We start from the raw sequence: 15,679 nt of genomic DNA on the forward strand, positions 1-15,679 counted from the left end.
CCATGGAAAAACCACACGACACCTTTTCCAAGCAACTGAATGCATTGCTAGAACCGATTACGTCAGTCAGGGATAAAGCACTAAAACTCATTATCCATGCTGGTACGCCCAAAACCGGAACCACCAGCTTACAAACTTATCTGGATAAGAAACAACGCAAACTCAGAGGTAAAGGGATTCTGTATCCGCATAACCTGCAAAAATTGCAGAATACCCATGCACCCAAACACCAATGGTTCGAGAAAAACCTGATCACTACTCATCACCAAAACTTTCTGGAAAATTTCAAAAATATTCTGTCACAGGTCAACGAAGACACCCACACCATAATCCTGTCATCTGAAGGAATTTATAATTACTGGTGGGATTTTCCCGAGGAATCCAAAGACCTTTTAAGAGAATTGAACAAATGCTTCGATGTGGAAATCTGGGTATGGTTTCGCGAGCCTCTGGCGTTTATCGAAAGTTATTACAAACAATGTATACGTAACCCGCAAATAGAGAATAACCCCTGCTATGGCAAAGACTTATCTCTATCCGAAATGTTAGACATTAATTGGTTTTCACAACATTTAAACTATCGTGGTTTCGTCTCAGATTGCCAAAGCCTATTTGGTGAAAATAATGTCTCAGCATTCAACTATGAAGGCGATGTGGTTCAGGAAGTTATTCAGAAACTTGGTTTAGCCACACCGCATGATAATCCTACACCGCGCAAAAACCAGAGTTTGAATAGTGCGTCCATAGCGTTACTTAGAACAATCAATAGCTACAACATAAAAGCAAAAGATAAAGAGTTATTGATTCCGCCTTTAAAAGCGATGAATGAAATCCTTGGTGAATATGCTTTAGGAACATTGATGGATGATGCAACCAAAAGCAAAGTCCTGAAACTGGCTCAGCCCATAGATTTTTAGTCACCCCCCTACTTTGAGGCACTTTTATTGTAGATTGTATTTTTAAACACCCACAAAATCGGCAACAACGAGAACAACAACGACAACGACAACGATTAATTAAACGCCTGTAAGTACGGGGGTGCCTTTTTCATAAAAATATCATGGCTTTTTACTTATATTTCATTGCCCGCAATCAACATTTGCACTACGCTACCCGCTTTAAAAATTATTAGATATTCTTATACTATGATCAAACGTACCCTCATCGCGACTATTTTGTTTTTTACGATAAACACGGTTGCTACTGCGAAGCCTTTTGTTTTTACCGCAATTCCTGATCAGGACGAAACAGCTTTGAAAGAGCGCTTTGATAAAGTCGCTGTATATTTGAGCAAAGCGCTTGATCATGAAGTGAAATTTGTTCCGGTTAAATCCTATGCAGCAAGTGTTACAGCTTTTCGCAATGATGACGTGCAGTTAGCATGGTTTGGCGGATTGTCTGGTGTTCGCGCACGTCTATTATCAGAAGGTTCTCAGGCGATCGCACAGGGCGCTGAAGATCCTACGTTTAAAAGTTACTTCATCGCGCATACTGGCGTTGTGAGCAAAGATAATGACAGTAAGTCAGAAAAAATGCCTAAGTCTATTCTCAACAAAACTTTTACCTTTGGTTCTAAGGGTTCTACTTCTGGACGTTTGATGCCCGAATATCATCTTCGTAAACAATTTAATAAAGCACCTGAAAAAATCTTCGAAAAAGTGGGTTTCAGTGGAAACCATTCTCGCACGATTGCGTTGGTTCAGTCTGGCGCTTACCAGGTAGGAGCAGTTAACTACAAGGTGTGGGAAAGAGAATTATCCGAAGGAAAAATTGATACTGATAAGGTTTCAGTTGTTTGGGAAACACCTGATTACCCGGATTACCAGTGGAGTATTCGTGGAGATGCAGACAAAGTATACGGCGAAGGTTTTACCGCTAAAGTAACTCAGGCGTTAATCGACATTAAAGATAAAAGCATTCTGGATGCCTTCCCTCGTTCTGGTTTCATTCCTGCAAGTAATGCGGATTTCCAACCGGTATTGGATGTTGCTAAAGAGATTGGTCTAATCGACCAGTAACACGCCCTTGTCTTTATTTGATCTGCAGGACGTAAGTATTAGCTATGACGAAACAGTCGTTTTAGCGAATCTTAACCTAACCATCCATGCAGGTGAACGAATCGCTCTTCTTGGTAAGAGCGGTTCTGGTAAGTCCACCTTACTTCGCTATCTTTACGAATTGTCTTCAGCGCAAAAAACACACAAGCCTTCCAATCAATGTGCGTGGGCGCCACAAGCACCGGCTTTGTCCCAAAGCTTAAGTGTTTACCATAATGTCTATATGGGCCGTTTAAACGAGTATCCCACGTGGCGAAATCTGTGGAATTTAATTCGTCCATTTGAAAACAATGTCACTGAAATTAAAAAATTACTGGACGTGCTTCGCTTAAAAGACGAATGCTTCAACAAAGTAAATGCCTTATCGGGCGGACAACAACAACGTACTGGACTGGCGCGCGCTCTGTATCAGGAAAAACCCGTATTATTGGCAGATGAACCCGTTTCAGCTGTGGATGAATACCAGGCAGAAGAAATCATTAAGTGCCTTCAATCCTATAGCCAAACCATCATTTTAGGCTTACATGATAGTTATCTGGCGTTAAATCATTGCGATCGGATTATCGGTTTAAAAGATGGCAAGGTTCTGGTCGACTCGCCATCGAGTCAATTAACCATGGCTGATCTGGCCTGTTTGTATCAGTAGATCTTTGCTGTTATGCAAAACCCATTGACTATCTTTTCTCGTAACTTGTCTTACCGTAACGTTTCAATACTGTTTGTTGTGATTGCACTATTGTGCATTCCATTTGCAGATTTAAGTATATACAACGTAGACCCGTGGCAGGAATTAAGGCGTTTTGGAGTAGCGATACTCAGCCCCGATATTGGTGATATCAGCATCTTGTTGAATGCATTATTACAAACGCTCAGCTTCGCATTGATTGGGGTTTTTCTTGGGGTAGTTTGTGCAATACCGCTCAGTTATTTATACCGTTTTTCGATGATTCGTGGTTTGTGTGCGTTTCTTCGGGCTATTCATGAATTGTTCTGGGCGCTCATCTTTTTACAAGTGTTTGGTCTACATCCGTTAACCGGCATTTTGGCGCTGGCTATTCCTTATGCCGCAACCTTTGCCAAAGTCTATGCAGAAATTATTGAAGAGGCTGATCACTCAGTGATCAAAGCCCTACCTTCCAACACTGGACGTTTAAATCAGTTTTTCTACGGTTTGCTCCCTGATGTTTGGCAAGCGCTAAAAACCTACACATCGTATCGTTTTGAATGTGGCTTGCGCAGCAGCGTGATTCTGGGTTTTATTGGTCTACCAACCTTGGGATTCTACCTTGAGTCATCATTCATGCAGGGAGATTATTCCTACGTCGTGGTGTTATTACTGGTGTTTTATCTCTTGATTGCCAGCATCCGATATTGGTTACGGCCGTTATTGATGCCCGTGTATTTTGCAATCGCAGCTTACACAGTATTGACTGATCAACATGATTTCAAATGGTCCAATGTGCATCGTTTTTTCACTCAGGATATCATCCCTTCACCTATTCGAGGCGTAAAAGAAGGTAGCGTTAACGATCTGTGGCACTGGTTTAGCAACATTATGCAGGATCAGGCCATACCGGGAATTATCAATACCTTACTACTGACACAAATTGCATTGGTAGTGACAGGCATTCTGACTTTAATGGTTTATCCGCTGATATCGAAACACTTTCAAAACAGGCTCGGTCAAGGTTTTGGACATGTCGCCTTAGTCATAATGCGCTCCACACCCGAATACATTCTGGCATTTATTCTATTGCAGTTTTTTGGACCGTCAATGCTACCTGCCGTGATTGCTTTAGCATTGCATAACGCGGGAATTATCGGACACTTAGTGGGTAACCAATCGAATACGTTAGATATAAGAATAGATGCACCTAAAGGCCTAAACCTTTATGCGTACGAACTCACTCCGCGAATATATGGCAACTTTCTGGCTTACCTCTTTTATCGCTGGGAAATCATCCTCAGAGAAACGGCGATCATGGGTTTACTTGGCATAGCTACGCTGGGCTTCTATATCGATAATGCCATGCAAGACCTACGCTTCGATCGCGCATTACTGCTGATTCTCATCACTGCGTTACTCAATATGAGCGTAGACGCCATCTCACGTTTGTTGAGACGCAAGAGTACCAACACGCCTAAACAGCGATCAAACCGTATTCTCGTTGACTAATAAACGTTGACTAACAGGCGCTGACTAACAGACGCCCATTCAAAGATCCCAGTTCAATTCTCAATAAAGCGAATAACTTGGCAATGAAACCAGAATAAAGTGTTTAATTCTCGAATTAATAAGCATTAAAACGAGAATATAAACAGTCGTTGTTTATTGTGAGACTACTCTACTATTGTGTAACAACTTCGACTCTAACCGTATCGCTATACATACCCGGTTCAACTTCAGCTAAATACTGACCAGTTGTATTAAATTTAATTTTTTCGGGTTTGTAATTACAAGGGACTGACATCTTTTTGTTCTGCTTTCCAGAGATATTTTTATTCCGATAATTTAATAAATAATCGGATAATTTTGTATTGCTGCTGACATGTCGCAAGCCAAAATTATTATCTGTTGAAAAGTTTAAGGTGCAATCACCACTCACATTTGAGTTTAAACCCAATGTACCTAAAGAGATTGTAGGACCGGGTTTTTGTGAGCTAGAGGGTTTAACTTGGACTTCTGAAAAATAGTGAGATGTATCAACTACTGTCCCTGAGAATTTTACATACCCGGGACTAACTACATTTAATTGAATACTTGTTTTATCTTCACCTGCAGAAACGAATTGAGTCATCACAAGTAGTGAAATGACTAGAAGCGGACTTCCTTTACGTAAATACATTTTAACAAATTTACATTGTATTAACCAAAATACAGAATTGTATCTCGGTTGGGGCAAACGCTTACCTTGTATACAATATTATTACACGGTAATAATTTTGCTTGTCTTTCTGATAAACGGTCATAAGGGTTTTGAACTTATTTTTTATTCCAGATTTGCTGCTTTTTACATAGCCGTATAAACAAAAAGTCACCCCCCTACTTTAAGGCACTTTTTTCAACGTAAGTAAAAAAAGGCTTATAAGTGGGGAGGTGACTTTTAATAGAACTAGTCGGTTTAGACTCGAGTTCTTAACCTATAAAACATCTTTTAAAGCATCATCAAGACTTGCAACCGTACGGTCAATATTTTGTAGTTTATCCAAACCAAATAAACCTAAACGGAAGGTTTGGTAATCTTCTCTCTCATCACACATTAGTGGCACACCTGCGGCTATTTGCATGCCTACTGCACCAAACTTTTTACCGGTCTGGATATCTGCATCCTGCGTATAGCTAACCACAACGCCCGGAGCTTCGAAGCCTTCGGCTGCGACACTTTTGATGCCTTTAGATGCGAGTAACTCTCTGACTTTTTTACCCAGCTCGTATTGATTTTGTTTGGCTTTATCGAAACCGTATTCGCGGGTTTCAACCATAATGTCGCGGAATGTACGCAACGCATCTGTTGGCATCGTTGCATGATATGCATGTGCACCACCTTCATACGCTTGCATAATGGTGTGCCATTGTTTTAGATTCATCGCGAAACTGGTGCTTTCGGTATTTTCCATTTTTGCGATTGCGGCATCACTCAGCATCACCAAACCTGCACACGGTGGACCACTCCAGCCTTTTTGTGGTGCACTGACTAAAACATCGACACTGGTAGCTTCCATATCAACCCAGATGGTTCCTGAGGCAATACAATCTAATACGAATAAACCACCTACTTCGTGGGTCGCATCAGCAACGGCTTTGATGTATTCATCTGGAAGAATCATTCCTGAAGAGGTTTCAACATGCGGTGCGAAAACCACTGCAGGCTTCTCAGCTTTGATGGTTGCAATGACATCTTCAACGGCTGCAGGTGCAAAAGGTGCCTGTGTCGCATCTTCTGCTTGCTGTGCTTTCATCACGATGTGTTCTGATGGAATGCTGCCCATATCGAATATCTGTGTCCAACGGAAACTAAACCAACCGTTACGAATAACCAGACATTTCTCGTTAGTCGCGAATTGACGCGCGACAGATTCCATACCAAAAGTACCACTGCCGGGCACGACGATTGCTGCTTTCGCGTTATAGACTTCTTTTAATGTAGAAGAGATATCTCTCATCACACCCTGAAAAGATTGTGACATGTGATTAAGAGCACGATCCGTATAAACTACGGAATATTCGAGTAAACCATCCGGGTCTACGTTTGGTAATAACGCGGGCATAATAATTCCTACAGTGTTAATTGATGAAAGGGGTGTTGTTATTATAGGTAAAAACACGAAAAAAGATTGTACGATAAATCTCCAGAGCTTGTTAATAACCTTTTAAAGAGAGACACCGGAAATTTAGAGATATAACACTAGAACTAGCGGCATATCGAAAAACGACTGATTGGCTTCACCCGTAAGGATCAGCCAATCAGTATGTATAGCAATGCTAAGAGTTTATTAGCTAAGCTCTAGTTTACTTTTTTAGCTCAATAGCTCGGTAAGCTCTGGAACCACATCAAACAAATCAGCAACAATACCGTAAGTAGCAATCTGGAAGATTGGTGCTTCTTCATCTTTATTGATGGCTACAATGACTTTACTCTCACGCATACCCGCCTGATGCTGAATCGCACCAGAAATGCCGATAGCGAAGTAGATATCAGGAGCAACCACTTTACCGGTTTGACCTACCTGAAAATCATTTGGCGCATAACCCGCATCAACTGCTGCACGAGAAGCACCAACTGCTGCATTCATTTTTTCAGCAAGCTTTTCGATGATTGCAAAGTCTTCTTTACTACCAACACCACGACCACCAGAAACAACGATAGGCGCTGTAGCAAGATCAGGTCTTTCGGACACTGTTACATCACGACTTACAAATGAAACGCCTTCGAATGCTTCGCCAAATGCGAGCTCTTCAACAGCGGCAGAACCACCTGTCGCTTCAACTGCATCAAATGCTGTACTACGAACAGTAATCAATTTAACTGAATCACTACTCTTCACAGTAACTAATGCATTACCTGCATAGATAGGACGAACAAACGTATCTGCAGAAACCACATCAACAATATCAGAAACCTGCATCACATCTTGCATCGCTGCAACACGTGGTAAAAAGTTTTTACCGAAGTTAGACGCTGGTGCTAATACATGAGTGTAATTAGCAGCAATGCCATTTACTAACCATGCGATGTTTTCTGCCAAACCATCAGCCAGTGCCGCATCATTCGCAGATAATACTTTGCTAACCGAAGCTATTGCAGCCGCTTCATCAACCACACTTTGTGCATCACTACCTGCAACCAAAAGGGTAATATCGCCACCAATTTTTGCCGCGGCGTTTAAGGTATTTAAGGTATTAGCGTTTAAAGCACTGTTGTCGTGCTCAGCAATTACTAAAATAGACATTATAGTACTCCCGCTTCGTTCTTAAGTTTGTCGATTAACTCTGCTGCATTCGCCACGATAACACCTGGCTTACGAGCTTCAGGAGCTGATACGCTAACGACTTCTAAACGTGGTGTAAGGTCAACACCAAAGCTAGCTGCTTCAACCATATCGATCGGCTTCTTCTTCGCTTTCATAATGTCAGGAAGTTTTGGCAGACGTGGCTCATTCAAGCGCAAGTCAGTAGTAATAATCGCAGGAAGGTTGATTTTGATTGTTTCCAAACCAGCATCCGTTTCACGTGTTAGGTTTACGCTATCTCCTTCAAACTCAGCTTTAGATGCGAAAGTACCTTGAGGCCAGTTCAATAATGCTGCAAGCATTTGACCGGTTTGGTTAGAGTCATCATCAATCGCCTGTTTACCCAGAATAACCACTTGTGGCTGTTCTTGCTCTACTACTTTGCTCAATAGTTTAGCTATGCCTAATGGCTCAGGGGCTTCTTCGGCATTGATTAGAATGGCACGGTCTGCACCCATCGCTAATGCACTGCGTAATGTGTCTTGTGACTGCTCTGTACCTACAGTTACCGCAACGATCTCAGTTGCAACACCTGCCTGCTTCATGCGTAATGCTTCTTCTAATCCATTTTCATCAAATGGGTTCATCGACATTACAACGTTATCTGTGTCTACTCCGCTGCCATCAGATTTAACGCGGATTCTCACGTTATAATCGACGACGCGTTTTACCGCGACTAATACTTTCATTTCGGTTAATCCTCTGTTGCAGAAATTTTACTAAAGCTAAGATTATAAGATAGTAGTGTACTTTTAATCGAACGACACTAAAAATCAAACATTTTCGTGAAATATTTTAGATTTTTTTCATTTTAAAATAATTTCTCGCTGAAAATTTCATATCTAAACCTCCCTCGATAATTTTCAATATCGGCCTACATCCTGCATTTTCAATAAAAAAACGCCTGTAAGTGGGGGGGTGCAAATAATCAATAAAAGAGCTAAGTCAGAGCATGAATATCAATTTACAGATAGTTACATTAGATAAAATTACCAATAAACCACGTTGCCAGAAAACCAATACTGTAGGCCAATAATAAATGCCCTGCAAAACGTGCATAACTAACAAAGCTTAATAACTCATGCCCTGCTTTACTCATGGCGATAATACCCGCAGCAGAACCTATTATGAGTAAAGAACCTCCAACACCCACGGCATATACCAGAGTAATCCATTCACCAATTTGCATCTCCACCCCTGAATGCAAAACAGCCGCTGTCAGTGGCACGTTGTCTACCAACGCAGAAAACATTCCCAATGAATAATTCGCCAGTTGAACCGGTAATACGTCATACAGTTTAATTAAATGATCGAGTGTACCTAATTGTTTGAGCATGCCAACCATCAGCAGCACACCTAAGAAGAACAGCAAGGCATCAAACTCAATTTCTCGGATATTACGCATAATGTCTTCATCGTGATTGAGGAATTGCATAATAATAAAGAGCAAACCCAGCGACACCAGGAAGGTCAAAACAGGTGGTACACCATAAAGTACGTTTAGTACCAGAATACTGATAATAGTCAGCAAGAACTGCACACCAGCCAGTATATCCATACGCGGAATTGTAGATTCAACGCGCTGGACTTCGACTTCACCTTTTAGGTTATATCCCAGTATCAACGCTAATGACATCAAGCCGATAAATGCAGGCAATGCAAGAATGAGCAGATTAAGAATAGACACTTTACCTGCCATAAATATCATCAAGGTGGTTACATCACCCGTAATCAAAGCGACTCCACCGGAGTTAACACCAAATACGATTACTGCAGCGAATCTTAAGAAGTCGGCTTTTGGCAGTTTAAGCGGCAACAGTAAACTCATACACACCAGAGTGGAAGTCACGTTATCGGCTAATGATGAGAAGATGAAAGCAAAGATCGCGGTAATCAAGAGTAATCGGCGCTTCCCCAATCGTTCTGGTAATAAGCGCATCACCAGTTTTGAAATCAAACCGCGATTATTCAGGTAAGCCACGAAGGTCATTGCCGATACCAGAAACAACCATAGCGAGGCTATTTCCAGCAGGTTTTCATCCAGCGCATGTCGTGCTTCTTCGATATCTGGATCGTGTGCTACAAAATACAAAAGCCAAACCAGACTCCCGAAAAACAAGGTGGTTTTCGCCTTATTGATGTGGGTTAAATCTTCGATAACGATGCTTATAAAGCCAAGCGCAATAAATACCAACAGCAAGGTATCCATTATTAAATCTCCAGCGCGAACGCGCTTACCTAAAGAAAGGTCGGCATTATTAATAATCTTAAGCGTAGAAATCAACCATTACTTGCATCTATTTATACTACTATCAACACTGTTTATAAGACTCTTAAATAACTATAATTGACCACTCGGGTATTGCGAGATTTCTTCCATCAATGTTGCATTTTCAAAACGATCAGGTGAAAAATATTTCAGGTATTCGGGAGTTTGTTGATTGGTGATTATCTCCGCCATTAATTCACCCGAAGCACAGCCTGCCATGGTTCCATAACCTGCAAATGCGCCTGACACATAAAGCCCCTGTTCCAGTTCACCCATTACCGGCAAATTGTCATCGGTTCTGGTGTAGTAGCCGGCGAAATGCGTCACTGATGTTGGTATCTCATTGGCGTAAGCACTGATGGCGGGAATAAAACGACTCGCGCCTTTTAGCACCACACTGACAAATTCATCATCCGCAAAAATATCCCATTGTGGTTGTTCTTGTTGCTGATTATACGCCCAACCCATTTTGATCTGGTCTTGTCCTTCTGGTTTGATATGCAGTCCAGCGGGGAATTCTTCCAGCAGCCAATGATATTCTTCGTACTCATTCATCAACTTCTCTTCATCTGGATTCCATTGAAGATACTGGCTATCCGCATAAATAGTAAACGGCATATCACGCGGTATTATTTGTTTGGTATCTTTAAAAACAAACTTTCGCTGCTTGATATTATAGATAGGAAGCTCGTAACCCAGGGATTTGGCGTGTTGTTGAATAAAGGGACCAGACGCCAGTAACAAATCTGTTGTTTCCAGTGAAGCACCCGATTCAAATGAAAGCTTGAATTGACTTGATGCCGTTCTATCGAGTTCAACAACCTCTTCTGTGAGCAATTTCACGCCATTCTGTCTGGCGAGTTTTAATAACATCGAGCCCAGTGCATACACTTCTATCGAGCCGGCTTTATTAATGTGTTCTACCGCTTTTACAGAATCATCCAGATAGGGTTTGGTTTTCTGGATTAGTTCGTGATCTTCTAATCGCTGGATATCTCCTATTTCACCAGAGTCCGTGTCGGTTAAAGGAAAGATCGAGTGATTGTCTTTATGTGTCACAAAGTCATACCCGCTGTATTTCATGTTGAAGCAGTTATCACAATCCTTACTAAAGGCTTTCATTAAATCAATACTGTGACCGATGAATCTATTCATCATGGATTGAGGCCAGTATTCCCTGAAATTTTCACCCGAACAACTGGTGGTAAACGATAGCGGCTGAAGTTTATCGATCAGGATGATCTCATCAAATACGCCCAGTTTTGATAGATAGTAAGCACTTGATACACCACTGATTCCAGCACCTAATATGGCGATTGATCTATTCTTTCTCATTAAGGGCATCCTAAAAATATAATCATGAAAGCAATCGGAATATCTTTCGAAGTCAATTCGAAGACAGTTCAAAAACTATGAATACTAGTATTTTGCCATTTCAGTCTCTAGTACCAGATAGCTTTTATCCGGTTTGATCATGGTGCCAGTCAGCTCATTTTGGGTTAATTGGAGGGATAGTTTTATCCAGACTGGCACTATACAAAAATGAGCCGTATAGACTACAGTTAGGAAATACCGTACAGAATCAATAAAGAGTATTGATAAACTGTATCTATTTACTATCTCAGTTATCTCAGAGGGAGAAAATCATGGGTAATACCAACGTTAATACCACACCAGCTACCGAAATCGACGAACTAGCAGCAAAAGATCAAAAACACGTTTGGCATCATCTTACGCAACATAAAGGCTTTGAAACAACCACGCCCATGATGATGGTTTCTGGAGAAGGTTTAAGAATAACCGACGATAAAGGCAATGAATATCTTGATGCTGTTGCTGGCGCTGTCTGGACTGTAAACGTTGGCTATGGCCGCGAGCGTATCGCCAAAGCAGTTTACGAGCAAATCAAAACCATGAACTTCTTTGCAGGTTCTATGGGTAGCGCACCTGGCGCACAATTCGCAGAAATGCTGATTGATAAAATGCCTGGCATGAACCGCGTTTATTATTCGAACTCAGGTTCTGAAGCGAATGAAAAAGCCTTCAAAATGGTTCGTCAGATTTCACACAACAAATATGACGGCAAGAAACATAAGATTCTTTTCCGTGAGCGTGACTATCACGGTACTACTATCACCGCTTTGAGCGCTACGGGACAACTTCAACGTAAAGACCAGTACGGTCCGTTTACACCGGGTTTTGTTGAATTCCCACACTGTTGTGAATACCGTTCGCAGTTTGAAGATACGACTGACTACGGTGTAAAAGCAGCACTGGAAATGGAAAAAGTAATCCTCGCTGAAGGCCCAGATACAGTCGGTGCCGTTATTGTAGAGCCAATTACAGCAGGTGGCGGCGTAATTACACCACCAGCTGGATACTACGAAAAAATTCAGGAACTTTGCAAAAAATACAACCTACTATTAATTGTCGATGAAGTGGTTTGTGGTCTTGGACGCACAGGAACATGGTTCGGTTACCAGCATTTCGGCATCAAGCCAGATATCGTAACAATGGCAAAAGGCGTTGCTTCTGGTTATGCAGCTATCTCTTGTACCGTAACGACTGAAGAAGTCTTCAATATGTTTAAAGAAGACCCAAGCGATAATATGAGCTACTTCCGTGATATCTCTACCTTTGGTGGTTGTACTGCTGGTCCGGCAGCGGCTATCGAAAACATGAAGATCATCGAAGAAGAAAACCTACTTGAGAACGTAACCAAGATGGGTGAGTACGCGATGGATAGAATGCTTGCGCTGAAAGAAAAGCATGCAATGATCGGTGATGTACGTGGTAAAGGTTTGTTCTTAGGTATCGAGCTCGTAAAAGATCGCGAAACCAAAGAGCCTATGGATGAAAGCGTTTCAGTAGCAATCGCAGCTGATTGTATGAAAAATGGCGTTATTATCGGCAGAACAAATCGTAGCTTTGCAACATTGAATAACACGCTATGTCTTGCACCTGCTTTAATCGCGACAAAAGATGATATCGATGAAATTATGGATGCGATTGACGCTGCAATTACTCGATTAAGTTAACGCTAAGCGATTAATTTATAACAAAATGCCTAAAATTGGGTCACCCCCCTACTTTTAGGCATTTTTTTTGGCTACACTTATAGATGCAACCAAACGTTAAACTAATTTAGATTTCCCTCACAAATTAGACATTAACTAAGTTGTAAGAATCTGCCATCACTCTCCTTAGGGAGTTAGTGGTGGTGGATTTTTATTTTTTTAAATTCCTTTTTCTAAACTATACTGATTCTCATAGAATAAATATAAGAGATGGATCTATCGCTGGGTCCGATATGGGATCAGAATAATCTATATAAAAAGAGACAATCGAGTTTGACTGAATATCTATTTCAACTATCAGAAACATCAACTGGGACGCTGCAATCCCGTATCCAGGAAATGATGGTGTCAGCGATCGTCAATCGTCATGTAAGGCCCGGCATGCCATTGCCTTCGGGACGAAAATTAGCGGATCAATTAAAAGTCTCTCGAAATACGGTAGTACTTGCCTATCAAAACCTAGTGGATGAGGGTTTTATCGAAACGCGTCAACGCAGTGGCTATTACGTTTGTGAAGATGTGCTATCGGGTTATGCAAATACAAAACCACAAGACACAGAAACCAAAGGAAAATCCAGCTTAGACTGGAAACAGCTCTTCAGTATTCAACCGAGTAAATTTGTTACCGCAAGAAAAGAACAAGACTGGCAAAACTTTCCCTACGCTTTTTTATACGGTCAATACGACAAAGAAATATTTCCTATCTCAGACTGGCGCGAATGCTGCCGTGATGCCGCAAGTATCTCTGCTATTTACGACTGGGCTTCTGATCATATCGATCAGGACAACTCAGAACTAATCGATCAAATCCATAACAAGCTATTACCTCGTCGTGGCATATTTGTTGAACCGGATGAAATACTGGTAACACTGGGCGCACAAAACGCAATTTTTCTCGCAGCGCAGCTTTTACTCAACAAAGACAAAACCATCGGCATTGAAAACCCCGGTTATGTCGATGCAAGAAACACCTTTCTTACCCAAACCGATAAGGTTGCCTGCCTTGATGTGGATGAAGATGGTTTAGTCATCGACAAAAAACTGGATAACTGTGATTGCGTGTATATTACGCCGAGCCACCAATACCCAACCACGGTGACCATGCCGCAAAAACGTCGAACTCAGCTATTACAGAAAGCGAAAGATGAAAACTTCATTATCATTGAAGACGATTACGAAGCAGAACTGACCTACAATAAAAAACCACTCGCCGCCCTGAAAAGTCAGGATTCCGACGGGCGCGTGATCTACATCGGCAGTATTTCAAAAACACTGGCGCCAGGTATTCGTTTAGGTTTTATGGTGGCACCCAAGGAATTTATCGAAGAAGCCCGCGTGTTAAGGCGCTTGATGTTGAAACATCCGCCGAGTAATAATCAATTTATCATCGCGCGTTTCTTACAACGCGGCTATCACGACTCCTTGATTCGTAAACTCAGCCTCACGCTATATAAGCGTTCCAACACGATGCGTGCTCAGATAGATGAGAATTTCCCCGGAGAGGCATTAGAGTCACAACACGGCGGTTCTGCACTCTGGATAAAAGGCCCCAAAGGATTAGATTCTCGCAAGCTCGCTGAAGAGCTTTTAAATGAAGGCGTTCTGATTGAACCCGGTGATGTGTATTTCTACCCGAAAAAAGATAAGTGCGAATATTTCCGTTTAGGGTTCTCTTCATTACCAGAAGAAAAAATTGCCACAGGTATCGAAAAGATCGTAGAAAAAATTAAGCAATTAACTTAAATAATTGCTGTTGCCACCCCCCTACTTTGGAGGCTTTTTTTTCTTACATTTCAACTTTCTATTAAATGGTAGCTAAGTACAAATACCAAACTAAATAGGGTATTATGGCTAATCTTTGCTAGTAAATACAAAAAACCTATATGGCCGATTCCGACGATAAAAACTCAACGACCAATTCAACCTTACTTCGTGGACTTTCGATACTTCAATCAGTATCGAATTCAAGCCGGCCACTTTCAATCACTGACTTAGTAGCAGAGCTCAATTTAGCAAAACCAACCGTTCACAGAATTGCAACGCAACTCGAAGCGAATGGTTATTTGCAAAGAGATCCGATTGATAAACGCTTTATCATTGGAGACGAATTACAGAGTTTATCGCTGAAAATTATTTCAAATGCTTCTCTAGGTGCGCCCCGACATGCCATTCTTGAAGCCCTTTCAGAAGAAGTTGAAGAAACGTGTAATTGCACCATGCTGGATGGCAATCACATTGTTTATTTTGACCGTGTTGAATGCAATTGGCCGATTAAAATCAATTTGCGACCCGGTTCACGTTTACCACTTCACGCCACATCCAGTGGCAAACTATTTCTTGCTCACATGAAACCGAGAGAGAGAAAACGTCTGTTAAATGCAGCGCAACTGTCGCAAAATACAGAGCAGACAATGGTTTCGCCTGAAACGCTAGAAGTCGAATTAAAAAAGATTAAAGCGGAAGGTGTTTCTTATGACAACGAAGAATTACTAAAAGGCATGGTTGCAATCGCTGTACCAGTGTTTAATAACGATAATAAAATCTGCTTTACCGTAGCGATTCATGCGCCTACAACCCGTCATTCTATAGACAGTCTGCGCCAATTCATTCCCGCATTGAAACGAGCGTCAGCGGCATTGGCATCTAGTTATTGTGATAGCCTTAGCGATAACAATGAATAACAAAGTATAAATACGACAAGACTGAAAGCGAAATAAAGTCACCCCCCTACTTTGAGGCGTTTTTTTATTTACACCTAAACGAAC

Annotated in this window: 13 protein-coding genes; 7 read left to right on the forward strand and 6 right to left on the reverse strand. The window is 41.5% G+C overall.

Features of this window, described 5'->3' with window-relative positions:
* Positions 1–2: 2 nt before the first annotated feature.
* The 4 genes from EV695_RS08225 to EV695_RS08240 all read left to right on the forward strand — a co-directional run bounded on the left by EV695_RS08225 (position 3) and on the right by EV695_RS08240 (position 4,233).
* Complete coding sequence (locus EV695_RS08225; RefSeq protein ID WP_131905459.1) at positions 3–917, forward strand: sulfotransferase family protein; 915 nt, start codon at positions 3–5, stop codon at positions 915–917.
* Between the two features lie 228 nt (positions 918–1,145).
* A complete protein-coding gene (locus EV695_RS08230) occupies positions 1,146–2,018 on the forward strand; it encodes a putative selenate ABC transporter substrate-binding protein (RefSeq protein WP_131905460.1) in 873 nt (290 codons plus the stop codon).
* A gap of 7 nt (positions 2,019–2,025) precedes the next feature.
* Entirely contained in the window at positions 2,026–2,703 is a 678-nt protein-coding gene (locus EV695_RS08235; RefSeq protein WP_131905461.1) for an ATP-binding cassette domain-containing protein, read from the forward strand.
* 24 nt (positions 2,704–2,727) lie between these two features.
* Positions 2,728–4,233: a PhnE/PtxC family ABC transporter permease gene (locus EV695_RS08240; RefSeq protein ID WP_207907014.1), complete on the forward strand. Its 1,506-nt coding sequence runs from the start codon at positions 2,728–2,730 to the stop codon at positions 4,231–4,233.
* Positions 4,234–4,405: 172 nt separating this feature from the next.
* On the opposite strand, the gene EV695_RS08245 is transcribed toward EV695_RS08240, so the two are convergent.
* The 6 genes from EV695_RS08245 to EV695_RS08270 form a co-directional block, all read right to left on the reverse strand.
* Positions 4,406–4,855, reverse strand: coding sequence for a hypothetical protein (locus EV695_RS08245; RefSeq protein WP_131905463.1), 450 nt, complete (start codon positions 4,853–4,855; stop codon positions 4,406–4,408).
* Positions 4,856–5,198: 343 nt separating this feature from the next.
* Complete coding sequence (locus tag EV695_RS08250; RefSeq protein WP_131905464.1) at positions 5,199–6,326, reverse strand: aminotransferase class V-fold PLP-dependent enzyme; 1,128 nt, start codon at positions 6,324–6,326, stop codon at positions 5,199–5,201.
* Positions 6,327–6,575: 249 nt separating this feature from the next.
* A complete protein-coding gene (locus tag EV695_RS08255; RefSeq protein ID WP_131905465.1) occupies positions 6,576–7,508 on the reverse strand; it encodes an electron transfer flavoprotein subunit alpha/FixB family protein in 933 nt (310 codons plus the stop codon).
* On the reverse strand, positions 7,508–8,257 hold the full coding sequence (locus EV695_RS08260; protein WP_131905466.1) for an electron transfer flavoprotein subunit beta/FixA family protein: 750 nt from the start codon (positions 8,255–8,257) through the stop codon (positions 7,508–7,510). The genes EV695_RS08255 and EV695_RS08260 overlap by 1 nt, the downstream gene beginning before the upstream one ends.
* Before the next feature lie 290 nt (positions 8,258–8,547).
* Complete coding sequence (gene nhaD / locus EV695_RS08265) at positions 8,548–9,777, reverse strand: sodium:proton antiporter NhaD (RefSeq protein ID WP_131906148.1); 1,230 nt, start codon at positions 9,775–9,777, stop codon at positions 8,548–8,550.
* 132 nt (positions 9,778–9,909) lie between these two features.
* Positions 9,910–11,172, reverse strand: a complete 1,263-nt coding sequence (locus EV695_RS08270) for an NAD(P)/FAD-dependent oxidoreductase (protein WP_165874654.1) — start codon at positions 11,170–11,172, stop codon at positions 9,910–9,912.
* A 311-nt stretch (positions 11,173–11,483) separates the two neighbouring features.
* On the opposite strand from EV695_RS08270, the gene EV695_RS08275 reads away from it, so the two are divergent.
* The 3 genes from EV695_RS08275 (at position 11,484) to EV695_RS08285 (ending at position 15,595) form a co-directional block, all read left to right on the forward strand.
* On the forward strand, positions 11,484–12,875 hold the full coding sequence (locus EV695_RS08275) for an aminotransferase family protein (RefSeq protein WP_131905468.1): 1,392 nt from the start codon (positions 11,484–11,486) through the stop codon (positions 12,873–12,875).
* A 312-nt stretch (positions 12,876–13,187) separates the two neighbouring features.
* Positions 13,188–14,657, forward strand: a complete 1,470-nt coding sequence (gene pdxR, locus EV695_RS08280) for a MocR-like pyridoxine biosynthesis transcription factor PdxR (protein ID WP_207907015.1) — start codon at positions 13,188–13,190, stop codon at positions 14,655–14,657.
* A 140-nt stretch (positions 14,658–14,797) separates the two neighbouring features.
* A complete protein-coding gene (locus tag EV695_RS08285) occupies positions 14,798–15,595 on the forward strand; it encodes an IclR family transcriptional regulator (RefSeq protein WP_131905470.1) in 798 nt (265 codons plus the stop codon).
* Positions 15,596–15,679 lie beyond the last annotated feature (84 nt).

The sequence above is a fragment of the Cocleimonas flava genome (assembly GCF_004339015.1).
GTDB classification, from domain to species: domain Bacteria; phylum Pseudomonadota; class Gammaproteobacteria; order Thiotrichales; family Thiotrichaceae; genus Cocleimonas; species Cocleimonas flava.

What these genes read in the sequence shown, in the direction of transcription:
- EV695_RS08270 (WP_165874654.1), bottom strand. Translation starts at nt 11,172, where the DNA reads ATGAGAAAGAATAGATCAATCGCCATATTAGGTGCTGGAATCAGTGGT.
- EV695_RS08225 (WP_131905459.1), top strand. Translation starts at nt 3, where the DNA reads ATGGAAAAACCACACGACACCTTTTCCAAGCAACTGAATGCATTGCTA.
- EV695_RS08250 (WP_131905464.1), bottom strand. Translation starts at nt 6,326, where the DNA reads ATGCCCGCGTTATTACCAAACGTAGACCCGGATGGTTTACTCGAATAT.
- nhaD (WP_131906148.1), bottom strand. Translation starts at nt 9,777, where the DNA reads ATGGATACCTTGCTGTTGGTATTTATTGCGCTTGGCTTTATAAGCATC.
- EV695_RS08230 (WP_131905460.1), top strand. Translation starts at nt 1,146, where the DNA reads ATGATCAAACGTACCCTCATCGCGACTATTTTGTTTTTTACGATAAAC.
- EV695_RS08245 (WP_131905463.1), bottom strand. Translation starts at nt 4,855, where the DNA reads ATGACTCAATTCGTTTCTGCAGGTGAAGATAAAACAAGTATTCAATTA.
- EV695_RS08285 (WP_131905470.1), top strand. Translation starts at nt 14,798, where the DNA reads ATGGCCGATTCCGACGATAAAAACTCAACGACCAATTCAACCTTACTT.
- EV695_RS08275 (WP_131905468.1), top strand. Translation starts at nt 11,484, where the DNA reads ATGGGTAATACCAACGTTAATACCACACCAGCTACCGAAATCGACGAA.
- EV695_RS08255 (WP_131905465.1), bottom strand. Translation starts at nt 7,508, where the DNA reads ATGTCTATTTTAGTAATTGCTGAGCACGACAACAGTGCTTTAAACGCT.
- EV695_RS08260 (WP_131905466.1), bottom strand. Translation starts at nt 8,257, where the DNA reads ATGAAAGTATTAGTCGCGGTAAAACGCGTCGTCGATTATAACGTGAGA.